Consider the following 26,148-nt stretch of genomic DNA (forward strand, 5'->3'; position numbering starts at 1 on the left):
CGCTGCCAGTGGCATTTTTGTGAAGGATGGCAGAGGGACTGCTTAACCCTCTGGCGCGGGCCAGCTTCATCAGGCCGCGAGATTGCCCGTCACCCCCAGCGCAATCAGCACCTGGCCGCCGAAATAAAGCCCCCAGACGGCAAGCGAGGCGGGGATGTTGGCCGGCCCGTCCTTCGGGTGGCGGAAGAGGAGAAAGGACAGGATAACATCTGAAGCGATGAACATCAGCGCGCCCAGCGTGGCGAGCCAGTAGGCGCCCGGCAGCGCGAGGGCAGCAGCCCCCATCATCAGGATCACGGCCGTGTAGAGGAGTACCGGCACGCGCATCTTCGGCTCTACCGAAGGCAACAGCCAGCGCGCGAAGAGGACCCCGCCGACCACCAGCGCCGCCTGCCCGGCCTTTACCGGCCAGGTCCAGCCGCCCTCCCCCAACTGCCAGAAGAGGGGCACATAGGCAGCATGGGCCAGGAAAAAGGCCGCCATGCCCGGCAGCAGCCAGCGTTCCGCCTTGCCGGCCAGGAAGGCGTCTCCCACCGCGCTGAGCGCCAGCGCCGCGACCAGCAGCACCGGGCCGCCCATCAGGAAGGCCCAGACTGCCAGCAAGGCCACCGAGCCGGTTTTCACCAGCAGGCCGGCCCGGCCTTTGTTCCGATAGCACCAGACCGCCCAATAGGCGGCGCCCAGAACCAGTGATGTAATGAATATCCCCGCCCCCGCCGTCATGGCTGTCAGCCGGGGTCCTTGACCGGCTCGGGCAGAGCCAGGAGCTTGCGGGCCAGGGCCCGGTGGCGTTCCTTGACGTGCATGCCCACAACGCTGAGCGCGGTGGCCAGGACCGTGGCGTCATCGGTAAAGCCGAGGCCGACGACCACATCCGGCACCAGATCGGCCGGCATGACGAAATAGGCCGCCGCGCCGAACAGAACAGCCTTGGCCTTCACCGGCGTCAGCGGATCCCGGGCGGCATAATAGGCTGCCGCCAGATCGTCGGCAAAAGGCAGCTTTCCCGCCAGCCGGGCCAGCTTGGGCACCAGGCCGCGCGCCAGGCGCTCATTGCGCTGAATTGTCTTGGGCAGGTAGATGTCTCCCTGCCCTTTGACCGTGTTTATGATTTCCGCTGCGTCAGACATTGCGCTCTCCTAGGGGCATTATAATTGAAGTCCGCAGTTTTCGAAAACAGGGAGGGCAGTGGCCCATGGAACTCAATTCTAACATCTCCGCCGTCATCACCGGTGGCGCTTCCGGCCTCGGCGCCGCAACCGCCCGCAAACTCGCCAGCTACGGCGTGAAGGTCGCTCTGTTCGACCTCAACGCTGAAAAAGGCGAAGCGCTGGCAAAAGAACTCGGCGGCGTTTTCTGCAATGTCAACGTCACCGACGAAGCCTCCGTCGATGCCGGCTTTGCCAAAGCCCGCGCCGCCATCGGCCAGGAGCGTATCCTGATCAACTGCGCCGGCACCGGCAACGCCATCAAGACCGCCAGCCGTGACAAGAACACCGGCAATATCGACCATTTCCCGCTCGATAAGTTCAACCTGATCATCCAGATCAACCTTGTCGGCACCTTCCGCTGCATCGCCAAATCGGCTGCCGGCATGATGAGCCTGGACCCGCTGCCCTGCGGCGACCGCGGCGCCATCGTCAACACCGCTTCGGTGGCGGCTGAAGACGGCCAGATCGGCCAGGCTGCTTATTCGGCTTCCAAAGGCGGCGTTGTCGGCATGACCCTGCCGATCGCCCGCGACCTGTCGCGCGAAAACATCCGCGTCAACACCATCCTGCCGGGTATCTTCAACACCCCGCTGCTGGCCGCTGCGCCGGAGCCGGTGAAACAGGCCCTCGGCGCGCAGGTGCCGTTCCCGCCGCGCCTCGGCAACCCGGAAGAGTATGCGTCGCTGGCGACCGAAATGGTCCGCAACAACTACTTCAACGGTGAAGATGTCCGCCTCGACGGCGCCATCCGGATGGCTCCGCGCTAAGCGATCCGCCGATTGACCAGGAAAAGCCCGCGCTTCCGGTGCGGGCTTTTTCTTTGCCCTTGCGGCAGGGGATGCCAGTCTCCTTATCCGCGCTAAAACAGGGTCAAACCGATACCAGGAGGAGTGGGCCGTGGAGTTTGAAGAGGTTGTCCGCAGCCGGAGGAGCATCCGGGGTTTCCAGAAGAAGCCTGTGCCCAAGGCGCTGATCCGCGAGATCCTGGAGCTCGCGATGCGGGCGCCGACTTCGCTGAACTCCCAGCCCTGGAATTTCTATGTCGTGACCGGCGACGTGCTCGACCGTATCCGGAAGGGCAATGTGGAGCGCAATGTGGCCGGCGTGCCGGATAGCCGCGAGTTCCGGATGGGCCCGGCCTATCAGGGCGTTCACCGCGACCGGCAGGTGGAGATCGCCAAGCAGCTGTTCACTGCCATGGGCATTGCGCGGGAAGACAAGGACGCCCGTATGGATTGGGTGCTGCGCGGTTTCCGCCAGTTCGATGCGCCTGTCTCCATCGTCGTGACCTATGACAAGGCGCTGCATGGCGGGGATATTCCGCCCTTTGACTGTGGCGGGGTGGTCAACTGCCTCGTCAATGCCGCCTGGAACCGGGGGCTGGGCTGCGTAATCAATTCCCAAGGCATCATGCAGAGCCCAGTGGTGCGGGCTGAAGCGGGGATTCCGGACGATCAGGTGATCCAGACCTGCGTGGCGATGGGCTGGCCGGATGAGAGTTTTCCGGCCAACGCGGTCGTCTCCCTGCGCAAATCGGTGGATGAAGCGGCCACTTTCCTCGGCTTTGATGACTGAAAACTGCGTTTTCCGGCTGCCCCCTGCCCCGGCGTGAGCGCTGGCGCGGGCCTGAATGGCCATTAAACTCGCGCTATCCATTCAGGAGGAAAACACCATGGCGACAGCCTATATCGTAGCAGCGAAACGCACAGCCGGCGGCCGCAAGAACGGCGCCCTTGCCGAATGGCATCCCGGCGACCTCGGCGCGCAGGTTCTCAACGCCATTGTGGCCGAGACCGGCGTTGACCCGAAAGCGATTGAAGACGTGATCATGGGCTGCGTCTCGCAGGCCGGTGAGCAGGCTGGCCAGATCGGCCGCACGGCGGTGCTCGCCTCCAACCTTCCCAACTCCGTTCCGGCCGTCACCATTGACCGCCAGTGCGGCTCCTCGCAGCAGTCGATCCAGTTTGCGGCGCAGGCCATCATGTCCGGCACGCAGGATCTGGTGATCGCGGCCGGCGTGGAAAGCATGTCGCGCTGCCCGATGGGCATCAACGCCCGCGCCGGCAAGGTGTTCGACATTCCGACCGACCCGACGCCGCAATCGGTGAAGGAGAAGTTCGGCATCAAGCACTTCAACCAGTTCACCGGCGCTGAAATGATCGCCAAGAAATACGGCTTCACCAAGGAACAGCTCGACGCGTTCTCGGTGGAAAGCCATCGCCGCGCGGCGGCTGCGACCAAGGCCGGGGCGTTCGCCAAGGAACTCGTGGTCATCAAGGGCCGCAATGGCGAGGGCGCCGAAGTGATGCACGACAAGGATGAGGGCATCCGCTACGACGCCAGCATGGAAGCGATGGCGAGCCTCAAGATCCTGATGGAAGACGGCGTCATGTCTGCGGCCAATGCCAGCCAGATCTGCGATGGTTCGTCGGCTGTCATGATCGCGTCGGAAGCGGCGCTGAAGACGCATAACCTCACCCCGCTGGCCCGCATTCACAATGTTACCGTCACCGCTGGCGACCCCGTGATCATGCTGGAAGAGCCCCTCTTCGCCACCGACCGCGCCCTGCAGCGGGCCGGCATGAAGATCGGCGATATCGACCTTTATGAAGTCAACGAAGCCTTCGCGCCGGTGCCGATTGCCTGGCTGCAGCATACCGGCGGCGATCCGTCGAAGCTGAACGTCAATGGCGGCGCTATCTCGCTTGGCCACCCGCTGGGCGCTTCGGGCACCAAGCTGATGGCAACGCTGGTGCACGGCCTGCGCGCGCGCGGCAAGAAATGGGGCCTGCAGACGATGTGTGAAGGCGGCGGCGTCGCCAACGTCACGATCATCGAAGCGCTCTGATCCGGATACGGATTACACTGACTGGAGAAACGCCGGACCTGATTGGTCCGGCGTTTTTCTTTGGGGGATAGCCTAACCCAGCATCGCCTCGGCAATCTGGATGGCGTTGAGGGCGGCGCCCTTGCGGAGATTGTCGCCGACCACAAAGAGGGCGAGACCGTTTTCCAGCGCGCTGTCCTTGCGCACGCGGCCGACGCTGACGGCGTCGCGGCCTGCAACGGCGAGCGGGTTGGGCACTTCGTCAAGCTCCACGCCCGGCGCCTTTGCCAAAAGGGCGTTGGCCTCGGCGGCGGAGACGGGGCGCTCGAACTCGGCATGGATGGCCAGGCAGTGGCCGGTCAGCACCGGCACGCGCACGCAGGTGCCTGATACCCGCAGATCCGGAATGCCGAGGATCTTGCGGCTTTCATCCCGCAGCTTGGCCTCTTCATCCGTATACCCGTCTTCGCCGAGCACATAGTTCAGCGGCACCACATTGAAGGCGAGCGGCACCAGCCACTTCTTCGGCGCAGGAAACGCCACCGCCGTGCCATCATGGGCGAGGGCCTCGAAATCGCCCGCCGCGGCAGCGGAGACCTGCCCGGCAAGCTCCTCGATGCCGGCCACCCCTGCCCCGGAGGCGGCCTGATAGGTGCTGGCGAAGAGGCGTTTCAGGCCCCAGGCATCATGCAGGGGCTTGAGCACCGGCATGGCCGCCATGGTGGTGCAGTTAGGGTTGGCGATGATGCCCTTGGGAAGGCTGGCAAGGGCGGCTGCGTTCACCTCGGCCACCACGAGGGGCACCTCGGGATCTTTGCGCCAGGCGGAGGAATTGTCGATCACCACGGCGCCGGCGGCGGCAAAGCGCGGGGCATACTGGCGGGAGGTTTCTCCGCCTGCGGAGAAGAAGACGATGTCGAGCCCGGAGAGATCGGCCGTTGCCACATCTTCCACGATCACCTCGCCGCCCCGGAAGGCAACCGGTTTGCCAGCCGAGCGGGCGGACGCAAACAGGCGCAGCGAGGCGAGCGGGAATTCCCGCTCGGCCAGAAGCTCGCGCATCAGGCTGCCGACAAGGCCGGTGGCGCCGACGACGCCGACGCGGGGAGGATTGGATCGTGAGAATTTCTGCATGGCTCTTCTCCAGTAAGGGACTTTGGAGCGGGAGAGCCGGTTTCCTTGAGATGGCCGTCCCGCGCCTTTGCGGGGACGTTGTTCAAGGTGGCTGCTGTCAGATCGCACACACCCGCAACGTCCCGCCGAGGCGGATCGTCTTTGGGGTAATAATAATGGCGGTCTTGTTCAGCATTGCGGGCGGACGGATATAGCGTGCCGCAGAGCTTGTAAAGCGGGCGGCCCGCTACTCCGTCTCGATTTCCGGATGGCGCACCTTGATGAGCCCATTGGACACCATTGTCATCACCACTTCGCCCTTCTGATTGTAGACGGTCTGGCGCGCCTTGGAGAGGCCCATGTCCGGCCGGCTTTTCATGCGGCGCTTGGAGATGAGTTCCATCTCCACGCTGAGTTCGTCGCCGGGATAGACGGGCTTCACCCAGCGCAGCTCGTCAATGCCGGGCGAGCCGAGCGAGGCGGTCGGCTCACCGGTGCGGCCGGTTTCGACCATGATCCGCATGACCATGGCGCCGGTATGCCAGCCCGACGCCGACAGACGCCCGAAATGGGTGTTGGCGGCAGCCTCGTCATCAAGATGGAAAGGCTGGGGATCATATTTGCCGGCAAACTCGATCACCTCTTCGCGGGTGACCGTGTAGGTGCGCACGCCGCGCGTCACCGTGCCGACAACCAGATCTTCGTAATACTTCATCGCCCTGCCCTGCAATTGAACCACCTCTTTCCTGAAGCGGGCGGATCGGCCCATGGCAAGTGTGACGCCGGGGAACCGGGCGGGGCCCGCACGGCCAAGCCCGCTCCAAGGGGATGGAGCGGGCCGCCTCTCTGCCAATTTGCATTGCCGGGGGAAGCCGGACGAAACCCGCAGAAGCTGGTCCCTAGTTTCCGGTGCGCTGTTTCACGCCTTCTTCATCGGCAGCGGCGCGGTCTTCGGCGCTGAACTCCACCGCCGGGGCAGCGCCCTTGCCATAGGCGCGCGCCTTCTGGGCGAGGGCGTCCATCGACTCGTTCATGCGGCCCTGGCCAACCGCCATCGTCTTGGACGACGACATGCCGACGGACTGCGCATCGCCGAAGCTGGCAAATTCGGCGCCGAGGAACACGACCTCCCAGCCGCGTGCCTGCGCCCGGTCCAGCGCGGCCTTGGCGCCTTCGCGGGTGAATTCCCGCGAGGAGTTTTCCAGGCCATCGGTCATGATGACGATGACCGCCTTTTCCGGATTATCTGCTTCGGCGCGGGTGATGATCTTGCCGATGGCATCAAACAGCGGGGTCATGCCGCGCGGGCTGGCCTCGTCATTGGTGACGCTCTTCCAGGCAGAGGGGTCTACCTTGTCGCGCAGCACATCGAACTGCATGCCGTCCTGATAGTCGAAAACGGCGACGGTCACGGCCGTCTTGATATCCGCCCCGGCAATCTCTGCCCCCGGAGCATCTGCCGCGAAGCTCTCGGCATAGGCATTTACCGATGAGAGCGCTTCGTCCCAGATGTTGGACATCGACCCTGTACGGTCCAGCAGGACATAGGATTGGACCGTCTCCGGCTTGGACGGCTTGAGAGGCACGACCTTGGCAGAAGCGGTGGCGGCGAGAGCTGCGCCGGCGGCGATGGCGAGGATGGAATGAATGAGTTTCATGCGGGCGTCCCTTCCCAGTTGCGTGTGGGGAGAAAGCTGCGCCCCGAATGCGGCACGTCTGTGTCACGATTCAGGAATAGAAAAGGAAAAGGGCCACCTTTTGAGGGGCGGCCCTTGTGAAACTGAACAGGCGTTCAGACTGAGGCGTTCCGGGAACGGATCACGCAAATCGCGGCGCGATCTTCAGATCCTTCACCCAGCCGATTTTCTCAAGGAAGAGGAGGACCGTGCCATTATAGTCGACGATCCGGTTCCAGATGCCCTTGCGCGGACGATGCAGCGCGCTTTGCGGCTCGTCATGGTGGTGATCGTGGAACGCTTCCCCGCCGGTCAGCAGCGCCATCATATGGTCTGCCCATACCGGCGTCTTGAGATGGCCGAGTACGTTGATGCCATAGACGGTGGCGTGGAACTGGATCGCGCGGCCGATCACGACACTGGCATGCAGCAGCGCGGTGAGCACCAGGGAGCCCCCTGCGGCCCAGACGATCAGATAGATCACGGCGGGAATGACGAAGTGGATGACAATGCTGATCTCGTTATAGAACCGGTCCATCCACACGATGACGGGATGCTGTTTCAGCCAGGCCGCCATCGGGCGGGCGGTGTCTTTCCGGTCGCGGAAGAGGATCCAGCCAACCCAGGCCCATCGTTTGGACTCGAAGGGGTTGTGCGGGTCGCCCGGGCCATCGGCAAAGCGGTGGTGCTGGGAGTGGTAGTTCACCCAGTCGCGCAGATTGCCCTGCATGGCGATGATGATGTTGAGCATGGTCAGCACCTGGGCGGGCCATTTCATTTCCCCGGCGCGGTGCTGCAGGATGCGGTGCATCGGCCCGATGCCGAGATTGCACCAGAATACCGAAAAGGCGATCACGGCGCCGGCCACCGGCAGATACCACCAATGGAAGGTCAGCTCGCTGACAAAGATGCCCAGCAGAACCATGGTGGTGAACAGAGCCACCCCCAGGACGGGGTAGCCAAAGGCCGAGAAGAAGCTCGGGATATCGAAGGTTTTCCAGTTTTTTGGGATCGCGGCGGAACGCGGGGTCATTTCAGTTCAGTCCTCTTCAGGCCGGCCAGATCTGGCGCGGCAGTCCCCCATATAGGTACGGCAATCTCGCTTTGGCTGCCTTAAGACAGGATTAAGACGTCTCGGGCTGCGGTTAAAGTTGTAATTGCGTCTCAACTGCGTTCCTTACGCGAGTGTGATCGCGGCGCCGCAAGACAGGTGACGGCGCGGGGGCCGATCCGCTATGCGTGGACGGGACGGGATAAGGGGCTGACATGGCTGACGAACGCCATCTGAAGGAATTGCAGCGGGTGGCCGAATTGCTGGGCCTGGAAGACGAGGTCAGCCAGGACACGTCCGAAGCGCGCCTCCCCTGCCCCTTGCATGAGGAATGTGTAGCCTCGGGCGACAACAACCTCATCCTGAACTGGCAGCGCCACACCTATCTCTGCGCCGGCACCGGAGAGAGCGGCCCTCTGCGCGACCTCGTCAAACAGCTTGAAGCCATCCGGGGGAGCCATCTTCTGCCCGCGCTCCGGGGTGAAACGCTTCCGGAACGCTCTGCGCCTGCCTCTTCTGCAGGCCCGATTGATGCGGAGTTTACCGAAGTCACTCGCGCGGCCAATCCGGTTTTGAAGACCGAAGCCAAGGTGTTGCAGCTCAAACCCGAGCAGAAGCTGCCGGCGCCTGAAGAGATCCAGGCGGAGCGGGCTGAACGCCTTGCTGCGCTGAAGGCGCAGCAGGCCGAGAAGCGCCGGGGGCGCAGTGAGCGGGTCATCATCGGCGCCCTAGCCCTGATCTTCCTGCTGGCCGGGCTCGCCGCAGCCGGCCTGTCAGGCTTTGCCAATTATCAGGCCTTCTCCTCGACCGTGACCGACCCGATGCAGGGGCGCATCTGGGGCTGGGCGGGGGTGATCGCCGCGATCATCTCCTTTGGCGGCTTCACCTTCGTCTACTGGCACGGGGCCAATCGCCGCTTCAAGGAAGCTGCCCGCGCGATGATCTTTGCCGCCGTTGGCGCCGGCGCCTCCATTCTGGGCACCGAGATCTACATCCGCGGCAATGCCGAAGCCTCGGCAGCAGCGGTGGAGACGGCCAGTTCCAACCGCGCGGTTCTGGAATCCCAGATTGCCGACTGGCGCCGCCAGCTGGAGGGCATTCCGCCGGAAACCCGGTCGGTTGAAGGGCTGGAAGCCTATATTTCGGAAGTCGAGCGCGTGGGGCGCACCGATCAGAAACCCTACCGGGACGCGCAGAATGAACTGGGCCTCGCCAAGCGCCGGGACGAGCTTACCGCGCGGATCGAGGCGGCCAATGCCGAACTCCTCGGCCAGGGCTCCGGCAATATCCTGCTGCAGGCGGAGCAGCGCGCTTCCCTGCCAAGCTGGCTGTTTGCGGCGCTGCTGGAACTCTTCTCCAGCCAGGCAACATCGATTGGCTTTGTGGCGCTTCTTCTGCTGGCAGGGGGCCGGCAGAAGGCTGAAGACTAGTCCCTCTGCGCACCCGGCAGGGGGTGGAAAGCCTCATCCCTGCCGCGAAGGCGAAACTCATCACCGCGGCGCTCGATGTCCGGCAGGTTCATGACCGCCTTGGAGACGCCGCCGGGAATATCGGCCACATAATGAGGGGTGGCGAGCCCTGTGAGCTCATCGCGCAGGCGGCGCACCAGCGCCTGCCCTTCTTCCACCGGCACCCGGAAATGCGATGTGCCGGGCGCAGCATCCAGCTGATGCAGATAGTAGGGCTTGATCCCTGCACTGAGGAAAGCGCGCATCAGGTCTGCCAGCGCCTCGAAACTGTCATTCACCCCGCGCAGCAGCACGGACTGGGACACAAGTGAAATGCCCGCCTGCGCAAGGCGGCGGATGGCAGCGATGGCCTCGGGGGTAAATTCCCGCGCATGATTGGCGTGAACGGCCACGAAGATGGCCTTGCTCCGCCCCCGGATCGCCTCGACGAACTCCGGTGTGATCCGCTCCGGCGTGGTTACAGGCACGCGGGTGTGCCAGCGGATAAGCCTGACATGCTCAATCGCTTCGAGGCGGCGCGTGATCTCGCCCGCGCGCGCCGCTGACAGAACCATGGGGTCACCCCCGGTGAGGATGACCTCAAATATTTCCGGCCGCCCGGCAATATAGGCCAGGGCTGCGTCAAGTTCGGCCTTGCCCAGCGGGGCACCCTTTTCCGGCCCCACACGCTCACGCCGGAAACAGAACCGGCAATAGACCGGACAGGTCGAGGTGATCTTCAGCAGCCCCCGGTCAGGATAGCGATGCACGATCCCCGGCACCGGGCTGTGGGCCGCGTCGCCGATGGGGTCTTCGGTTTCGCCCGGCAGCGCGTTCAGTTCTTCCCCGGACGGAACATATTGCCGGCGGACAGGATCGTCCGGATCATTCCGGTCGATCAGCGCGGCCAGCGGCGCCGGCAGGGCGATCACATATTGCGCCGCCACGCGGGAAAGGACCTCCACCTCATCGGCCGCAATGAGACCCGCCGAGAGAAGGTCATCCGGGCTGCGGAGGGTGACCGGTTTCATGGGCGGGGCGTCTCTGCCAGGGCGGGCGGCGTCCAGAGCACATCCTGGATGGCGCCCGCCCCGCTTGCCAGCATCACCAGCCGGTCAAACCCGAGGGCGACGCCGCTTGCCTCCGGCATCGCGGCAACGGCTGCGATAAAATCCCGGTCCAGAGGATAGCGCTCGCCATACACCGCCTCCTTGAGGTCCATTTCGGCCTGCTGGCGGATCATCAGCTCGCCGGCATCAGTGAGTTCGCGGTAGCCATTGGCGAGTTCGACGCCGCAGGCATAGAGCTCAAACCGTTCAGCAAAGCGCGGATCATCCGGCGCTGGCCGCGAGAGGGCCGCCTCGCTGAGCGGGTAACGGTGAAGGAAGGTCAGCCGCCCCATGCCCAGATGCGGCTCAATCTTGGTAACGAGGATCGCCGAGAACACATCCGTCCAGGTCGCCCCCTCCGGCACACCGAGGCCCGCAGAGAGCGCGGCGCGCCGGAACGCGGCGGCGTCTTCCAGATGAAGGGCAAGGTCGATCCCCGCATACCGGTCAAACGCCTCGGCAAGGGTCAGCCATTCGGGATCGGCGAAGGGGTCGCAGGTCTTTCCCTTCCAGACGAGCTGAGGTGTGCCCGCCGCCTCGGCGGCCAGTCTGGCGATGACGGCGCAGTCGTCCATGACATCGGCCAGAACCGCGCCTGCCCGGTACCATTCCAGCATCGTGAATTCGGGCGCATGCCGGACGCCCTCTTCCCGGTTGCGGTAGGCGCGGGCGAAATCGAAGATGCGCGTTTCGCCCGCCGCCAGCAGCTTCTTCATCGCAAATTCTGGCGAGGTATGGAGGTAAAGTGTCCGTATTTGTCCGCCTTCTGTCACGTATTGCGTCTGGAAGGCGTGCAGATGGGCCTCATTTCCGGGGGAAGCGACCAGCGCGCCGCATTCTGTCTCCAGAAAGTCCTGCGCCTCAAACCAGCTGCGCAGGGCAGACTTGATCCGCCCGCGGGCCAGAAGATGGCGGCGGCGGCGGGCATGCTGCTCAGGACTCCACCACGCAGAAGCTTCCATAAGGCCTGTTCCTGGGGTCAAAAGTCTGCCGTAAACTGCCGGGCCGAAATGAAAAGCGACAGCATTCGGCTGGCCAAATGGCGCGGAGGCGGTATATAGCGGCCCTTTCGCTCTCGCAACTCAGGAACACCCCATGGCCGTTGAAATCGCAGCGGATATCCGCAGAGGCAACATCATCGAGTATACCGACGGCCAACTTTATGTTGTCCTCAAAGCGGAGTCCTTCCGCCCCGGCAAAGGCACACCGACGACCACCATCGAGATGCGCCGCATCTCTGACGGCATCAAAGTTGTCAATACTTTCAAGACCTCGGACAAGCTGGAGAAGGCTTTCGTTGAGGAGGTCGAGCACACCTATCTCTATCCGGAAGGCGACAATTACGTCTTCATGAACTCGAGCAACTACGAACAGGTCGTCGTGCCCGGCGGGATGGTGGGCGATAGCGCCGCCTATCTGCAGGAAAACATGGCTGTCAGCCTGCAGATGTTCAACGGGGAAGCAGTGTCGATCACCCTGCCCCAGCGCATTACTGCGGAAATCGTGGAAACCGAACCGGTGGTCAAAGGCCAGACGGCCTCGGGCTCATACAAGCCTGCGATCCTCGACAACGGCATCCGCATCATGGTGCCCCCGCATGTCGGCGTGGGAACCCGCGTGGTCGTCAACACCGAAGACGGCAGCTATCTCGAGCGCGCCAAGGACTAAACTTTTATCAATGAAATAATCTGGAACCCGATTCCGGGAACGCGCGTAGTATAGTTGTAGCAACTTTTGCTATGCCATCTATCTTGTACCCTGAGCCGGTGCGGCACCCCGCACCGGCCTTTTTTTGCCCAGAATACATTTATCGTTGTTTTTGAATGACTTTTCTATTCGGGCGCGTTCGGGCACGCGGAAACCATTCGTTAACTGTTGGGATCAATACTTTTCTTAGTTGCTCCGAAGAGCACGAAATGCGGCCCTGATCGCAAGACAAGATAGATTTCGCACCAAAAAACCGATGGCGTTTCTCGCATTGCTTCAATGCGGGCCGTTCTGCCACCGCTATTGCGAAAGGATCTGGTCTTGACCTGCCCCTTGCCAGCACAGAGCCAATCCGCAAATGGAACAACAGCCATGCTCCGCCCTGAACATGCTGCAGATCCTGCAGGTGAGAGCTTCGTCCACCAGCTGGAGGCGATGGTTCCGCATATGCGGGTTTTCGCACGGAAACTCTGCCGCAATGATGATCTGGCCGATGACATGGTTCAGGAAGCGTGCCTGAAAGCCTGGGCGGCCCGCGACCGGTTCATCGCCGGCGCCCCGATGAGACCCTGGCTGTTCCGGATTGTCCGGAATGCCTATGTGCAGCACTGGCGCCGGGCCTGGCGGTCTTCATCGCTGGACCCGTCAGATGCCGAAAAATTCCTTATCGCGCCGGATAATCAGGAATGGGCCAGCGATTTCCAGGTGATGCAGGAGGCTTTGCTGCACCTGCCCGACAAGCAGCGCGAGGCTCTCGTGGCCGTGCTCGCCGTGGGCTTCAGCTATGAGGAAGCCGGACATATTCTCGGCTGCAGCGAAGGGACGGTGAAAAGCCGCGTCAGCCGCGGGCGGGAAGCCCTTGCGAGCCTCATGGACACCCCCCATTCGAAAAGCGGATATGACGAATCCGCCCCTTTCGAGCCCGGACAAGCCGCCTGAATGGATACAACAATGCGCCGGAAACCTCCGGGCCATTCCTTTCTGGATCAGCCCGGAGTTTCGCGGCGACGGCATTGTCAGGTTCCGCAGGCAGCGCCCATGCTTCTGCACGGACGATGATCCGGCATACGCATGCCCATGACAGCCACGCACCGGACCTCGCCGGCCTCGACTGGGATGGGATCCAGGTCGGGCGGCGTGGGATACCGGAAAGACTGCGCAGTATGCGGCTTGGGGGGACTAGCGTCGCAGCGCGTCCTTCCGGTATCCCTTTCAGTACGCGCTTCCCGCAATCTGGTTCCATTCAAGGACACAAAAAAATCTCAACAGGGTAGTTCTCAATGTTAACGGACCGGGCGGGAGAGCGCGCCGCAAAGCGCTTAAAACCGGGCCGGCCGCACGAAGTATGGATAACCGCCTTGTGCATATTTCCGGGGCGGAGAGGCGACGATTGCCCCGGCTGCGGCCCGATCCATTTTATTCCGTGGACCCGTGTTATGGTTCTGTAAATTCAGAGATGAATAACTCTTCTTCCGATCATGGACAGCAGGAGAGAGCTGTCCCTGCCGCAGCCGGAGCTGGCAATGCGTGTAGTGCTGGTAGATGATGACCCGATGGTGCTGGAAACCATCACCCTGAGTTGGCCCGACCCCGCCGACCAGTTTGACACGTTTGAGTCCTTCGAAGCGCTCAAGACCCTTCTTTATGCGCCGGGCTTTGCCGATGTGGACTGTGTGATCCTTGATCTTCAGCTGCCGGATGCTTCGGGATCGCAGATCCTGACCGAAATCCGCAGGATCAGCGATGTGCCCATCCTCATGCTGTCAGGATGGGGGGACACGGAGTTTCGGGCCGACCTGATCAATCGCGGCATTGATGACTATGTTCTCAAACCAGCCAGCGCGAAGGAGCTGCACGCGCGCGTGAGCCGCCTGACGAAACGCGCTAAAGGCCAGCCTGCGGCTGAGTTGCCAGATACCATTGCCATCGGCGAGGTGAACTATCTGCCAAAGGAGCGAGGTTTCCGGCACGGCCTGCAGTTCACGGAGCTTACCCATGCCGAAGCCAGGCTGATTGAAGCCCTGATCGCTGCCGGCGGCAGGCCCGTTCCCCGGAACGACCTTTACCATCAGGCTTTTGGCCGGCCTTACAGGGAAGGAGAGAAAGTTCTGGAGACCTATATCAGCCGCCTTCGGCAGAAGCTTGATGAGCTGGAAAAGGGCTCTGGCAGCTTCCTGCAGACTGCCCGCGGGATAGGATACCGGCTGGCGGCGGGAGCCCTCTAGCCGCCCGGCGCGCCCCCTCTCTGCACATCTGAAAGCTTCCGGATGAGTTCGTGGCGCTCATAGGGTTTGCGCAACATCTCGGCGTCCGGCACCAACGCGCCATTGAAGCCGATCTCTCCTGGAACATATCCGGATGTGTAGAGCACTTTGAGACCTGGACGGCGGCGGCGGGCCTCCAGGGCCAGCTCCAGACCATTCATCCCGGCACCAAGAACAACATCCGTGAACAGCATGAATATGCCGGGATCTGCCTCAAGCATGACCAGCGCCTCTTCAGCGGATGCCGCCAGAGATACCGTATAGCCAAGCGCATGAAAATTCTGGGCGGAATGCTCGCGCACCAGGGGGTCATCCTCGACGATCAGCACATTTCCTGTTCTGGACAAGTCCGGCTGGGCGACATCCTGCGGGGAGAAGAAAGTTGCCCCGCCATCTTTCGCAGCCCTTGGGAAGAACAGTTTGACCGAAGTGCCCTCGCCCAGAGAAGAGCTGATCAGGATATGACCGTCCGACTGGCGGGCAAAACCGTAGACCATGCTGAGACCAAGCCCGCTACCCTTCCCCGCAGCTTTGGTCGTGAAGAAGGGCTCGAAGGCGCGCCGCTGAGCTTCCTCTTCCATGCCTGCGCCGGTATCGGAAACAGTAACACAGACATAGTCTCCGGGCGGCACGCCTTCCCGCGTTGATCCCGATCGCCCGCGTACCTTGATGTTCTCTGTTTCAATCGTCAGCGTACCGCCTGATGGCATGGCATCGCGCGCGTTGAAGGCGAGATTGAGAAGGGCCACATCGAACTGCCCCGGATCCACCTGAACACTCCAGAGACCGGGCGCCGGGGAATGCCGTATCCGGATGCGCGCGTCGAGGGCGCCGCGGAGCAAAGCATGGACCGACCCGGTCCTTTCATTGAGGCAGGTTCTCTGGGGCTTCAGAGGCTGGCGGCGCGCAAAGGCCAGAAGCCGTTTGGTGAGATCGGCCCCCCGGGTTGCCGCCAGGTGGATCAGGTCCGCCATCCTGCGCTGGGCGGGATCCTCCAGCTTGTCCCTGAGAACATCGCTGTTTCCAAGGATTACCGTGAGCAGATTGTTGAAATCGTGCGCCACTCCCCCCGTCAGCTGGCCGATCGCTTCCAGACGTTCGGAATCGCGCGACCTCTGCTCGCTGGCACGGCGCTCCGTAAGATCGATCATTGTACCAACCATGCGGGCCGCATTGCCCACCTCGTCCCGCACGATGAAGCCCCGGTCCAGAATGACACGCTCGCCGCCATCATCCCCGATAAACCTGTATTCTTCCGACCAGCTTTCAGCATCCGGAGAGGCGGCAGCATCCATCAGGCTGGTAACCACCCGGCCGCAGTCTTCAGGATGCACGCGCCGGCTCCAGGAGCCAAAGCCGGTTTCCTGATACGCGCCGGGCGCGCCCGCGATCTTGTCGAAGGCCTCGCTCCATATGAAGGCACTCGAAGTGATATCCCATTCCCACACCACATCGGCCGTCGAGCGGCTGACGAACTGGAACCGGTCTTCGTTGATGGCGGCGCGCCGCTCGGCGGCCCGGCGGTCGGTGATGTCCCGCGCCACAGCTGCCCAGTGCGAGTATTTTCCGTAGGCATCGGCTACGGGCAGAAACTCGACATCCCAGGTAATCTGCCGGCCCGGATGGATAGGGCCGGACACCTCAACCCGCAGCGAGCGGCCCGCGCTCATGGCGGTCTCGAGCGCGCGGGGATCAATCTTCGGCTCGGCGCCGGAGAGGATGAAGGATAATGGCCGCCCGACGACCTGGCTCCGGGCATAGCCCGTGATCCGCTCAAATGCGGCATTGATGTAGACAATCGGCGCATCTGTTCCCGGAACGGACGGATCAACGCGCAGGATAACCACGATATCATTGAGCCGCTCCACGGAGGCGCCCAGCAGCCGCAGATCAGACTGCCGGTTCCGCTCGGCGGTCACATCCTGGACAACGCCGGTAACCACATCTCCTGAAACCGTCTGTGTGCGTACGCCGATCCCCTTCACATGGATCGTGCTGCCGTCCTTGCGGGTGATGCGGCGCTCGAACTCGTGGAACTTCACATCAGGATCATTGAGCGTCTGAACGGATAACGCGGCCTGCTCCCGGTCATCGGAAAAGAGTATCTCGACATATTTTTCCAGCGAACCGTCAAAGTCTTCAGGCGTGATGCCGGCCATCTCATAAACACTGGGAGACCAGACGAGTTTCCGGTTCGATATGTCGTATTTCCAGAAGCCGATCTTCAGCAGCTGCTGGGCAACCTTGAGATTGGCTTCCTGTTCCTGCGCGCGATTGAGCGCGGCCAGGGGCGATCCCTCAGCCCCCTCCAGTAAGGCAAAGAGCGCCTGGAGATCTTCCAGCACGATGAGCAAGGCGGGGCGGCCGGCATATTGGAAGGCACGTTGCCGGATGCGGGCCCTGAACAAGGTCTGGTCCTTGCGCCGGTGTGTGCGGACCGCTGAAACTTGCTGATCGCCTGATGTCGCGGGCGATTCCGGATCTCGCGCCTTGAGGTCTTCGAGCCGCATCTCGCAGAGTTCGCGCTCGGTCCATCCGTAAACGGTTTCCGCTGCAGGATTTACCGCCAGAATGCGATGATCTGCCGGGTCAGCTATCAGCATCGCATCGGGATGGTCCCGAAAGAAGGCATCTTCCGCTGCCACTTCGCTCCCCCTATGCGCGCGCAGGCGCGTCAGCCGGTACCGTCTGTCCCGCTCCCGGAATATTCGCTTGCCCCGGCGATGAAGGGCCATTCCGGCAGACTCGCGCCGCCGAGCTTACACCGGATGGCGTCATGGATACACTCTGCCTGTGCCGGGGAGATACCCAGCAGGCCCGCTGCGGTGGAGACGCTTATTCCGCCGCCCATCACGAGGGCGGCCAGCTCGCGCTCGGGCAAGGCAAGCTGCATATAGCCGGCATACAGGTGTTCCGGCGCAGGGCGGGAAGCCGGCATCAGCGCGGCGCGGGAGTGCACCCGGCGGAAAACTTCCAGAAGCTCAGCGAAACAGCGGTCGCACTCTCGCAGGATCCGGTCTTCCGCGAGGAAGAGCATCAAGGTGTCCTCGACGAGTTCGTCCGCCTCGGTCCTGTTGGCAGTGATGCACAGGGCGAATGCGCGCAGCTGGCGCACAGCCATTTCAAGGACACCACGGCTCGCCTCGACGCGGTGCAGGTCGTACTCAAGGTCGACATATTCGTCTGGCATCTCGGGCCTTTGGAATTTTGCACGCTTTTCCATGACGCCACCAAAACATACCAAATGCTACAACCGGGTTTCCAAATAGTCTAAAAGGTTCAACCCGGCACGGCGATCAGGTAACCTTGCAGCAGGCAAAGAGAGTTGGGCAATCTTTTGGGGCGCTTGCCGCTCCCCTGGCCCCCTTATCCTGCCAGAGCGTAGCCTTTTGACTGGACCAGCCCGTTCAATGTCTCTTTCAGGGCCGCGCCATCGGCCGCTTGCGGCGTTTGAACCAGCACGATCCGCGCGGGTTTCCCGTCCAGGCCGCTCACCGCCCGCCCCCGCTCGAGAACCTGCACCCACAAGCCGGAAGGCAGCCTTATGCGGATGCGGTGTTCAATGTCGTTTACCCTGCCATCAAGCATGGACTGATAGGTTTCCCGCGCCGCATCCTGATCCTGCGGGTGAATGCGCGATATCCAGTCATGCGCTTCTTCGGAGGCCGGCTTCACGCCGCGGGCAAACATCTCCGCCCAGCCTTCGGAATAGACGATGCGGCCATCGCGGAGCGACCAGTCGATGACCCCCGCATCCAGCAGATCGCAGCTTGCCCTTGCCTGGGCCAAAACCAGGAAGGCGTCCTCATTCTCCGCATCATCGCGGCGCCATTCATTCTGGATGAGGGACAGCGCCAATACGAGGGCGAGCATGGAGACGCCGAACAGCGCCAGGAATTCTGTTTTGCGGGCAGCAACAATGGTCAGCACCGAGGGCTCATCCCCAAGGTATGCGATGTGCAGCCGGCCACCCGCCACGCTGCGGGCTTCCAGGAAGGCGCCGTCCGTGCTGCCCGACAGGCGGCCGGGCGCAGAAACCTGATCCTTGTGCAGGGGTTGCCAGCCCAGCGCCGCGCCAGCGAGGGCCGCGTCCGCCGGCGTAAAGGCGCGGCCGGGCGCGGAACTGGAGCGCACGACCTTTCCATCCAGGTTGAAAAGCGCCGCGCGCCCGCCGCTGCCTGCCGAGGCACCTGCATCCAGCGCCGCGCCGAAAGCGCCCGAACGCAGCACAAAAATCATCGGCAGCCGCCCGCCACCGGTAAGCTCGGCTTCACGATAAAAGCCTGCGCGGAGCCGGGACACAGGCACAAGGTCCAGGCCCAGGAGTTCCTGCCCGGCGCGCTGGCTGGAAGACAGGGGCGCAAGGCCCCCCACAGCATCCGTCGGCATAGGTCCGAATACGGATAACACGCCGCCTTTGCCGTCCAGCACCGCAACGGCCAGCACCGGCGTGGACGAAAGCATATCTGTAACCTGGGCCTGCGCCTTGCGGAGGTCCTCTGCGGAGACATCCGCGCGCATGGCATCTGCAATCAGCGGCGCAGTCCTCTCGGCAGCCGCCTCAATCCGCGCCATTTCGGCGTCGGCAGCCACCTGCCCGGCGGCGGCGGCATCTGCCAGCCTGCGCTGGCTGGCACCGGTTTCATTTTGAACGGCAATCCAGACATAGAGGATCAGGCCGAGAATGACGCCGCAAAGAGCGATGCCCTGAAGCGCGCGCGCCAATACAGGGTCGTTATGCTTTCGGCCTGCCGGGGGTGAGGTCATGTCAGGGGTCATGGGCGAATCCAGGAGCCGGGGGAGAAAGGATCAGTTGCGAGGTCTGAAGGGACAAGCGCCGCGCGGCCGCCTGGCACCCAGACAAGACCGATGCCTGCGCGCAGGTCTTCAAACGCCTTGGAGGCGGTGGCGGAAAGATTTGCCGACACGATGACTTCCCGGCCCAGCCTGCGCGCCAGGGCAACATCGAGAGAGCCGGCAACGCCCGAGCTTTTCCCGCCACCGATCTGGATGCCCTGGTCTGCAAGCAGGGGATATTGCGGGGCGGTATCCTCACGCACGGATTCGAATGCGACAGCGCCGTCCAGTTTGAGCATCCAGTCTTTCAGGGGCTGTGTGCGCGCGTTGACCGACCAGCCAGCCCGGTGGAACTGCTGCGGGCTGAAATAGCCGCCATGGCCGGCGCTGAAGAAGTTCGTGTTCCGGTCATAGGACTGGTACTGATAGAACGGGCCTGTCACCAGATAATCAAACCCGTCTTTGACAATCGACTGAGACGCGGAAAGCCCTGCCGATATCATGGAGTTGCTGACGGTGGCGCGCCCGTCCAGATGGGCGGCAGAGATATCTGCCTGCACCGCGCGCCCGCCGCCGGCGTCAAACCTGCCACGCACAAGCGCGCCGGCCTCGACAACGCGGCCAGATTGCCCGCCAGAGGCGGCGTCCTCCCCCGCAAAGGCGAGCAGGCTGTCTGTCCTTGGGCGGATGAATACGCGCGCCTCCCCCATATGTGCCCCGAAGCGCCGTGTTGCGGCCGCTTCTCCGGTGAGGGTGGGATCAGCGCCGCCTCCTACGGGCAAAAGGCCAATCCGCGCGGCGAGGCTCGCTTCCCCTTCCCGGCTCCAGCCAAGATAGGGGGCCGCAAAATTCTCGCGGCCGGCGCCGGCATCGGCGCCGGTATCAATCTTGTAGAGCGTGACGCCTGCCTCATAGCGGCTTACGCCGCGCACGACTTCCATGGAGGTGGTGGACGCATAGCCCGTCATCCTGTTTTCGCCGCGCGCGCCATCCTGCTGGCGCAGGGAGAGCGTCTGCCGGTAGAGCGTGTGATCAACGCCCTCGAGCGTTTCATAGGTATCGGGCGCCAGGGCGCGGGCCGTCAGATAGTCACCCTGATAGAAGGCCGCGGAGGCATATTGGGCCTGCACCTTTGCGCCCAGCGGGCCGCCGGCGGCCCTCGCGATGGCGGCGGCTGAGTCCAGCTTACCGGCCTTCTGGGCCGCAAGGGCAAACCCTTCAGCAGACTCATCATCGGGCGCGGCAAGATAGAGCCGGCTGAACGTCGCGGCCGCCAGTTCTGCGTCACCTGACTGGAGGTCCACCCAGGCGCTGCGCATCTGCGCGGCCCGCTGAACCGGCGGATAGGCAGCGGCTTTCCGGGCAAGCGCGCCTGCCGTTTCGAGGTCGCCCTGGTCATAAGCCTTGGCGGAGGCATCCAGCAGAGCGCCGCCAGCGATCAGCTGAGCCTCGCCCGCCAGCGCAGGATCAAGCTGCGCGGACTGGCTGGCCAACTCTGCGGCGCGCAACCAATTTCCCTGCTGGCGCAGCCTGCGCGCCTCATCAAGGTCAACCCGCGCCAGGAGGCCGTCGAACCCCTCCGCGCTGGGCGTTTCAGCGATGGCGCTACGGGCGCCTGCATGGTCTCCCGCCGCCAGCGCGGCGAGTATCAGACCCCGGCGCGCATCGGCTTCCGCGCCCCGCGCCAGGGCATCCCTGAAGAAACCTGCGGCGCGGGCAGGCTCTGGCTCAAGAAACATCCACCCGGCCTGCGCCAGAAGCGGCGCATCCCCGGTCCCGCCCGCAAGCGCGCCTGCTGCCTCAATATCTCCGGCGGATTGGGCGGCCTGAAATCTCAGCCAGGTGTCTGCCCTGACAAGCTCTGCATAAGCGCGCGCGATTTCCGGATGCTCGCTGCCGGCCAGAGCGGGCATCCGGACGAGGGAGGACAAGCCCTCGCTATCCAGCGCGCCGGAAGCGCGGGAGACGAGCGCTGCGACGAGTTCAGGATTGTCGCAGGTCGTCAGAGCCCGGACATAGAAATCCCGCAGGCTATCTTGACGCCCGAGACCTTCCACCGCATCCGCGCGGGCCCAGAGGTCGAAGGGACGCTCGCACCTATTTTCTGCCGGGGCTGGCAGAAGGCTCAGAACCCGCGCCCAGTCTTCCGACGCCAGAGCTTCCCGCACTGCGTATTCGCGCTGGCCATTGGCGACATAGGCCAGAATATCCGCTGGCGCCTGCCACCCGGCATGATGCCGTTCCAGCGCGCGCAGGCGCGCAGCGGCTTCCTGCCAGCGCCCTTGCGCGCCGAGCGTCCAGACAAACTGAACATCCCCCTGCGCCGGACCTGACGGCGGCGCCGCTTCCGCCGGAGCGGGCTCAGAAATATCCGCAACCGGAATACCGATCGGGAAGACCCCTTCCCGCCCGGTATCGGGCGCGGCCTGAGCGCCCTGCCCAGCCACGAGCAGGAAGCTCGCGCCGGCAGCGGCCGCATGTAGAAAAGGGGAAAGCAGCCTCATTTTCCGTTGATCCGCTTGCGCATGTAGCGCGCGATCAGGGCGAGGCCTGCAGCCATGGCAAACAGGATTGCCGCAATGGAGGCGATCCATCTCCAGGAGGACCCGGCGCTGGAGGCGCGCGCCGCTTCGCGCGCGGCCTTGTTGCCGATTGTAAACGTTGCATCAGCGTCAGCCGAGACAATCGTGGCGGCGTTTTCGCGCCATACGGCGGCGCCGCCCTGGATCTGGCTCCAATGGCTTGGCTGCACCAGCGCGCGAACAGAAGACAGCAGCTGAGCATCTGTCTCGGCTGTCACCAGCATGACGAGACGTCCCTTGTGGCTGGGCGATTCGCCCTCGACCAGCAGGCCGTTATCACCAAGATCAACGAGGCTGAGTTCCCGGCTGAACCCGCTCGCCTGCGGCAGCATCAGCTTCTGCAAGGGCAGGAAACCCCCGAGCGCCGGGCGCGCGCCGACGAGGAGCGTGTTGGCGTCGGGAAGATCGAGACCAATACCGAAATTTGTGTCTGTAAAGACGGTGCCGTTTATCTGGCCAAGCCGGGCGGCCAGCGTCCAAACGCTCGCAACGGTTTCCGCAGACGCATCGGCGGCGCGGATTTCCATCGGCGCGGCTTCCAGCCCCGTAAACGGATAGCCGGTCTCCTGAAGCAGCGCGAGATTGGGCAGCTCCGCGAAATATCCCGCCGGCGGAAGAGTAACGGTCGATGTGCCTTTCAGGGTGAAGGCGAGATTGCGTGCATTGCGGGCGACGCAGGCCCCTTCGGTTGGCGAAGAGAGTTCAATCTGGAAGTCAATGGTGTTCCAGCCCGGCCGCAGGGAGCGGGCCGGAACGGCAACCTCATAGGCGGGCACGACTTCACCGGCGGGATTTGTCAGCCGCACCGCCCGCTCAAAGGCACCATTGACGAGAATATTGACAACCGACCGGCCATCGAGACCCGCGCCATAGGCAAAATCCAGCGCCAGGACCGCCTCATCATTGTCGCGGAAACGGATATCTGCCGGCAGGGCAAAAGAAAGCTGGGCGCGGCCACGTTCCTGTCCGAGCACCGAAGCGCCCTCCAGGCCAAGATCCCGGAAAACATATTTCGCATCGGTCCGGAGCGGCTGGCGTTTGCTGCCGATAATGGTGGCCGGAACTTCGGAAGCGCCGATGATGGCGGAGGGCGACGCCGAAAGCGGGAAGCCTTCAGATGCCAGTGTCCGTAGCGCGCCTTCGATGGCTTCGGGCGTATGCCCTGCCGCGATGATCAGAAAGTGCGACGGATCGTTTGGGGACGGGCCGATGGAAAGCCAGGAGTCGTTTTCCTTGAGGTTTGCGAGGCCCGCAGGCGCAAGGCCGGCAAGCTGCGCAGGCGTGCCGATCGCAATGATATCGCGCCCTTCCCCGTCCGGCCCCGCATCCAGGGAAGAGAGCATCGTTATTTTCGGCAGCCGGTAGCCGAGCCGGTTCCCGACCGCCTGAGAGGCAAGGGCGCCCCACCGCAGGGTCTGGGCGTCCGGCGCGCCGGCCAGGATGCCGAGTTCCTCCACACCGCCAATCCCCGCAGAGAGAAGCGCGCCGAGATCGGCCAGCGTTGCGTTGAGCGCGCGGCGAGCGTAGGTGATCTCGATATAGGAGCGGGACGTGTCCACTTCTGTCCACAGCTCTGCAGCGTCCGCATCCTGACAATCAAGCGTATACCGCTGGACCGCATCGATGCTCAGCGTATTGTATCCATGCTGGACCATTGCCGGATCCAGCACGATCTCGTTGATCGCTGCGGCTCTTTCGGTGACCCCGTCCAGCTGACCAATGAACTGGCCATTCATGCCCAGACGCAATTGCGGCTTGAGCCCCTCCTGCGCGCGTCCGCTGACATGACGCAGCAGCACACGCGCATCCTTTACGTCTGCCTGCGGAGCGATTGCGAAGGAGATCAATTCGCGCGCGCTGGCCCCGTCAAGATGGATCGCGCCCTGCGCGCTGCGCAGGGAAGCCAGCGGAATGCGCGTGCGCCAGAGGCCATTTTCAAGACGCTCGGTGGTTATCTGGGGATTGTCCCGGTAGCGGGCGTAGATATCGAGCGTTGCCTCACGGCTTGCCGTCTCCTGCGCGATGGCAGGGGCAGGCATGAGGCAGACAGATAGGGCGGCCGCGAGGACCGCAGGGCGGAGCAGGGATTTCATGAACGTACTTCCCGTGTAACGGCGCGAATATGGCCCAGCGCTTGCGACAGGCTGGAGCGGATGAGGCGGGCGATCTTGGCGCCCATATGTTCGGTATTGGCGCGGGCATCGCGGAACTGTTTCCAGTTTTCGCTGCGCGCATACATCAGGGTCACAATGGCGGCCCATTGCTCCCGGGTTTCGATGATGAAGCTGAGGCCGAGCTTCTGGCCTTCCGGCGTGTCGAACACCGAGAGCACCTTGAGGGACAAAAAGGACGCGTTGCTGGCGCCCAGCTCGCGGGCATCGATGGTCAGGGTTTCGCCTTCAGTAAAGCGATGCGCCGCAACGGGCGGCACAAGGCAGCCCATGCCCGTGATCGAGACATCCGACATCTGTGCCTGAATGTCTGTGTCTCCAAGTCCCAGCAGAACAGACCGGCTGACTTCAAAACGCGGAAAGGCGCGCTGCTGTGACCGTTCATAAAGAACGCCCAGCGCAGAGATGAGCAGGAGCAGATGGAACGTGTTCCAGAGCAGCAGCACGGTGATGACACCGGCGCCGACCGGATCGTGGAAGAGGCGCACCAGGCCGACCACCTGCCCCAGCCCGACCAGCGCAATCAGCACATAGAAAGGTCGCGCCAGAGGCGAGACGAAATTCTCGCTGAGATTCTCCCCCTTTGGCGTCACCGCAAAGCTGGGAGCGCGGGGATTGCGCAGAACCTGGAGGATCGCGCCGCTGCAATGGATGGACTGAACCACTTCATAGAGTTCAGACGCAAATGCCCACCGCGTATGTCCATAGAGGATCGAAGAGAGCATCAGCGCGCCGACAATGTGCGGAAGGCCGTACATCAGGAAGTCGCTGAAATCCCCGACATAGACCTGTATGCCGAGCAGAAGATACAGGAGCGGAGCGAGGATGAATGTCAGACGCGCAAGGGGAAAGAACCAGTAGAAGCAGGAATTGAGATAACCGATGCGCTGAGACAGGGAGAGCCCGCGCTTCAGCAGCGGGTTCTTCAGGATGAAGATCTGGATCATCCCCTGGGTCCAGCGCATCCGCTGGGTTATGAAGCCGGAGAAGGTTTCCGGCGAAAGGCCCGCAACCATCGGCCGGTCAACATACACGCTGCGATATCCGCGCGCGTGAAGCTCGAGTGCAGTTTCGGCATCTTCCGTGATCGTGTCCCCCTGAATCCCGCCGATCTCCATGATATGCTCGCGCCGCAGTACGGCGGCCGAACCACAGAAGAAGGAAGCGTTCAGTCCGTCCAGGCCTCTCTGGATGACCGAATAGAACATCTCGTTCTCGCTCGGCATCTCGCGGAACGTGCCGAGGTTTCTCTCCAGCGGATCGGGATTGAGAAAGAAGTGCGGGGTCTGGACGAGGAAGACTTTCGGATCGTCCACAAAATACCCAACCGTCCGCACAAGGATGTCGGCGGCCGGGACATGGTCGGCGTCGAGGATCAGAACGAGATCGCCGCTGGTCTCCTTAAGGGCTGCGTTGATGTTTCCGGCCTTGGCGTGTTCGTTCTTCTCGCGGGTCAGATAGTTCGCCCCGAGACGGTCGCACATGGTCTTCAGCCGCTCATGCCGCGCCTCCGCCTCTGCCGCCTTGACCGGATCGGACTGGGTCCGCTTGGAGAGCGTGCCGCCATCATCCAGAAGGTAAACCTTCATCCGGCCCGCCGGATAGCTGACATTCAGCGCCGCAGTCAGCGTGACCTCGAGCAGCTCATCGGGCTCATTATAGCTTGGAACCAGAATATCGACGGTGGGCGAGCGCCTTGCCGACACCGGCGCAGGCCGGGGCGCGCGCTTGTAAACATCGACGGACAGGAAGGTGGAGAGCAGAAGCAGCACATAGCCATAGCTCTCCGCCCCCAGCAGGAATATTCCGCCGGCGATCGACAGCGCCGAGTCGGTGGGCATCGTCTCGGTGACACGCCAGATCATGTAGCGTGTGCTGGTGAAGATAATGAGCAGCGCCACGAACACGCGGAAAGGGCCGCCTGTCGGGCGCAGCCACCCCATCAGGAAATAGGTGGCAATCGTCGCCACGCACAGCTGGACCTGAACCGCATCGGGTACAGGCGCCGCAGCGATAACTGCGATCAAGCCGAGCGCGATCAGGCCGCTTACGGTGCGCAGGGGCGCGAACCGGGAAGCTGGCAGGCCTGATGGCCGGGATGTGTCGCCATACGCCATCGCTGGGTCCGTCTGATATTCAAACCAGTTATCAGGCGGTACATTTCAAGCGTGAAGTTTCAGATAAACTGGCGA

At 63.1% G+C, this 26,148-nt stretch carries 21 protein-coding genes; 7 read left to right on the forward strand and 14 right to left on the reverse strand.

Annotated features, from left to right (window positions below; genetic code table 11):
- Nucleotides 1-69: 69 nt before the first annotated feature.
- Nucleotides 70-723 (reverse strand): lysoplasmalogenase family protein, encoded by a 654-nt coding sequence (locus HPO_RS04295; protein ID WP_051612262.1) that lies wholly within the window; start codon nt 721-723, stop codon nt 70-72.
- 5 nt (nt 724-728) lie between these two features.
- Nucleotides 729-1,130, reverse strand: a complete 402-nt coding sequence (locus HPO_RS04300; RefSeq protein WP_051612263.1) for a YkvA family protein — start codon at nt 1,128-1,130, stop codon at nt 729-731.
- A gap of 65 nt (nt 1,131-1,195) precedes the next feature.
- Between HPO_RS04300 and HPO_RS04305 the strand changes: the two genes are divergently transcribed.
- The 3 genes from HPO_RS04305 to HPO_RS04315 all read left to right on the forward strand — a co-directional run bounded on the left by HPO_RS04305 (nt 1,196) and on the right by HPO_RS04315 (nt 4,059).
- Nucleotides 1,196-1,978, forward strand: a complete 783-nt coding sequence (locus tag HPO_RS04305) for an SDR family NAD(P)-dependent oxidoreductase (protein WP_035595002.1) — start codon at nt 1,196-1,198, stop codon at nt 1,976-1,978.
- 130 nt (nt 1,979-2,108) lie between these two features.
- Nucleotides 2,109-2,786, forward strand: a complete 678-nt coding sequence (locus tag HPO_RS04310) for a nitroreductase (protein ID WP_035595005.1) — start codon at nt 2,109-2,111, stop codon at nt 2,784-2,786.
- Between the two features lie 97 nt (nt 2,787-2,883).
- Nucleotides 2,884-4,059, forward strand: coding sequence for an acetyl-CoA C-acetyltransferase (locus tag HPO_RS04315; RefSeq protein ID WP_035595008.1), 1,176 nt, complete (start codon nt 2,884-2,886; stop codon nt 4,057-4,059).
- A 72-nt stretch (nt 4,060-4,131) separates the two neighbouring features.
- On the opposite strand, the gene HPO_RS04320 is transcribed toward HPO_RS04315, so the two are convergent.
- The 4 genes from HPO_RS04320 to HPO_RS04335 all read right to left on the reverse strand — a co-directional run bounded on the left by HPO_RS04320 (nt 4,132) and on the right by HPO_RS04335 (nt 7,860).
- Nucleotides 4,132-5,172 carry an aspartate-semialdehyde dehydrogenase gene (locus HPO_RS04320; protein WP_035595011.1) on the reverse strand — a complete coding sequence of 347 codons (1,041 nt, stop codon included), beginning with the start codon at nt 5,170-5,172 and terminating at the stop codon, nt 4,132-4,134.
- A 226-nt stretch (nt 5,173-5,398) separates the two neighbouring features.
- A complete protein-coding gene (locus tag HPO_RS04325) occupies nt 5,399-5,866 on the reverse strand; it encodes a MaoC family dehydratase (protein ID WP_035595013.1) in 468 nt (155 codons plus the stop codon).
- A 184-nt stretch (nt 5,867-6,050) separates the two neighbouring features.
- Nucleotides 6,051-6,809 (reverse strand): vWA domain-containing protein, encoded by a 759-nt coding sequence (locus tag HPO_RS04330; RefSeq protein ID WP_035595016.1) that lies wholly within the window; start codon nt 6,807-6,809, stop codon nt 6,051-6,053.
- Between the two features lie 160 nt (nt 6,810-6,969).
- Nucleotides 6,970-7,860, reverse strand: coding sequence for a stearoyl-CoA 9-desaturase (locus HPO_RS04335; RefSeq protein ID WP_035595019.1), 891 nt, complete (start codon nt 7,858-7,860; stop codon nt 6,970-6,972).
- A gap of 233 nt (nt 7,861-8,093) precedes the next feature.
- On the opposite strand from HPO_RS04335, the gene HPO_RS04340 reads away from it, so the two are divergent.
- Nucleotides 8,094-9,308: a hypothetical protein gene (locus HPO_RS04340; protein ID WP_035595026.1), complete on the forward strand. Its 1,215-nt coding sequence runs from the start codon at nt 8,094-8,096 to the stop codon at nt 9,306-9,308.
- Here the strand turns inward: HPO_RS04340 and HPO_RS04345 are convergent.
- On the reverse strand, nt 9,305-10,357 hold the full coding sequence (locus tag HPO_RS04345; RefSeq protein WP_035595028.1) for a lysine-2,3-aminomutase-like protein: 1,053 nt from the start codon (nt 10,355-10,357) through the stop codon (nt 9,305-9,307). The genes HPO_RS04340 and HPO_RS04345 overlap by 4 nt on opposite strands.
- Entirely contained in the window at nt 10,354-11,397 is a 1,044-nt protein-coding gene (gene epmA, locus HPO_RS04350; protein WP_035595030.1) for an EF-P lysine aminoacylase EpmA, read from the reverse strand. Before epmA ends, HPO_RS04345 begins: the two co-directional genes overlap by 4 nt.
- A 133-nt stretch (nt 11,398-11,530) precedes the next feature.
- On the opposite strand from epmA, the gene efp reads away from it, so the two are divergent.
- From efp to HPO_RS04365, 3 genes are all read left to right on the forward strand, one after another.
- The gene (gene efp, locus HPO_RS04355) at nt 11,531-12,103 is read left to right on the forward strand and encodes an elongation factor P (RefSeq protein WP_035595032.1); all 573 of its coding nucleotides are present in this window, start codon (nt 11,531-11,533) and stop codon (nt 12,101-12,103) included.
- A gap of 411 nt (nt 12,104-12,514) precedes the next feature.
- Nucleotides 12,515-13,081, forward strand: a complete 567-nt coding sequence (locus HPO_RS04360; protein ID WP_051612264.1) for an RNA polymerase sigma factor — start codon at nt 12,515-12,517, stop codon at nt 13,079-13,081.
- A gap of 584 nt (nt 13,082-13,665) precedes the next feature.
- Nucleotides 13,666-14,367: a response regulator transcription factor gene (locus HPO_RS04365; protein WP_051612265.1), complete on the forward strand. Its 702-nt coding sequence runs from the start codon at nt 13,666-13,668 to the stop codon at nt 14,365-14,367.
- Here the strand turns inward: HPO_RS04365 and HPO_RS04370 are convergent.
- The 6 genes from HPO_RS04370 to bcsA form a co-directional block, all read right to left on the reverse strand.
- Complete coding sequence (locus HPO_RS04370; protein WP_051612266.1) at nt 14,364-17,051, reverse strand: hybrid sensor histidine kinase/response regulator; 2,688 nt, start codon at nt 17,049-17,051, stop codon at nt 14,364-14,366. The two genes, HPO_RS04365 and HPO_RS04370, sit on opposite strands and share 4 nt — an antisense overlap.
- Nucleotides 17,052-17,080: 29 nt before the next feature.
- Nucleotides 17,081-17,596 carry a hypothetical protein gene (locus tag HPO_RS04375; RefSeq protein WP_035595035.1) on the reverse strand — a complete coding sequence of 172 codons (516 nt, stop codon included), beginning with the start codon at nt 17,594-17,596 and terminating at the stop codon, nt 17,081-17,083.
- A 176-nt stretch (nt 17,597-17,772) separates the two neighbouring features.
- Nucleotides 17,773-19,185, reverse strand: a complete 1,413-nt coding sequence (locus tag HPO_RS04380; protein ID WP_084324144.1) for a PAS domain-containing protein — start codon at nt 19,183-19,185, stop codon at nt 17,773-17,775.
- The gene (locus HPO_RS04385) at nt 19,182-21,707 is read right to left on the reverse strand and encodes a cellulose synthase subunit BcsC-related outer membrane protein (RefSeq protein ID WP_035595040.1); all 2,526 of its coding nucleotides are present in this window, start codon (nt 21,705-21,707) and stop codon (nt 19,182-19,184) included. Before HPO_RS04385 ends, HPO_RS04380 begins: the two co-directional genes overlap by 4 nt.
- Nucleotides 21,704-23,878 (reverse strand): cellulose biosynthesis cyclic di-GMP-binding regulatory protein BcsB, encoded by a 2,175-nt coding sequence (locus HPO_RS04390; protein WP_035595043.1) that lies wholly within the window; start codon nt 23,876-23,878, stop codon nt 21,704-21,706. The genes HPO_RS04385 and HPO_RS04390 overlap by 4 nt, the downstream gene beginning before the upstream one ends.
- Complete coding sequence (bcsA, locus tag HPO_RS04395) at nt 23,875-26,073, reverse strand: UDP-forming cellulose synthase catalytic subunit (RefSeq protein ID WP_051612267.1); 2,199 nt, start codon at nt 26,071-26,073, stop codon at nt 23,875-23,877. The genes HPO_RS04390 and bcsA overlap by 4 nt, the downstream gene beginning before the upstream one ends.
- Between the last annotated feature and the right edge of the window lie 75 nt (nt 26,074-26,148).

The organism is Hyphomonas polymorpha PS728 (genome assembly GCF_000685315.1).
Classification (GTDB): Bacteria; Pseudomonadota; Alphaproteobacteria; order Caulobacterales; family Hyphomonadaceae; genus Hyphomonas; species Hyphomonas polymorpha.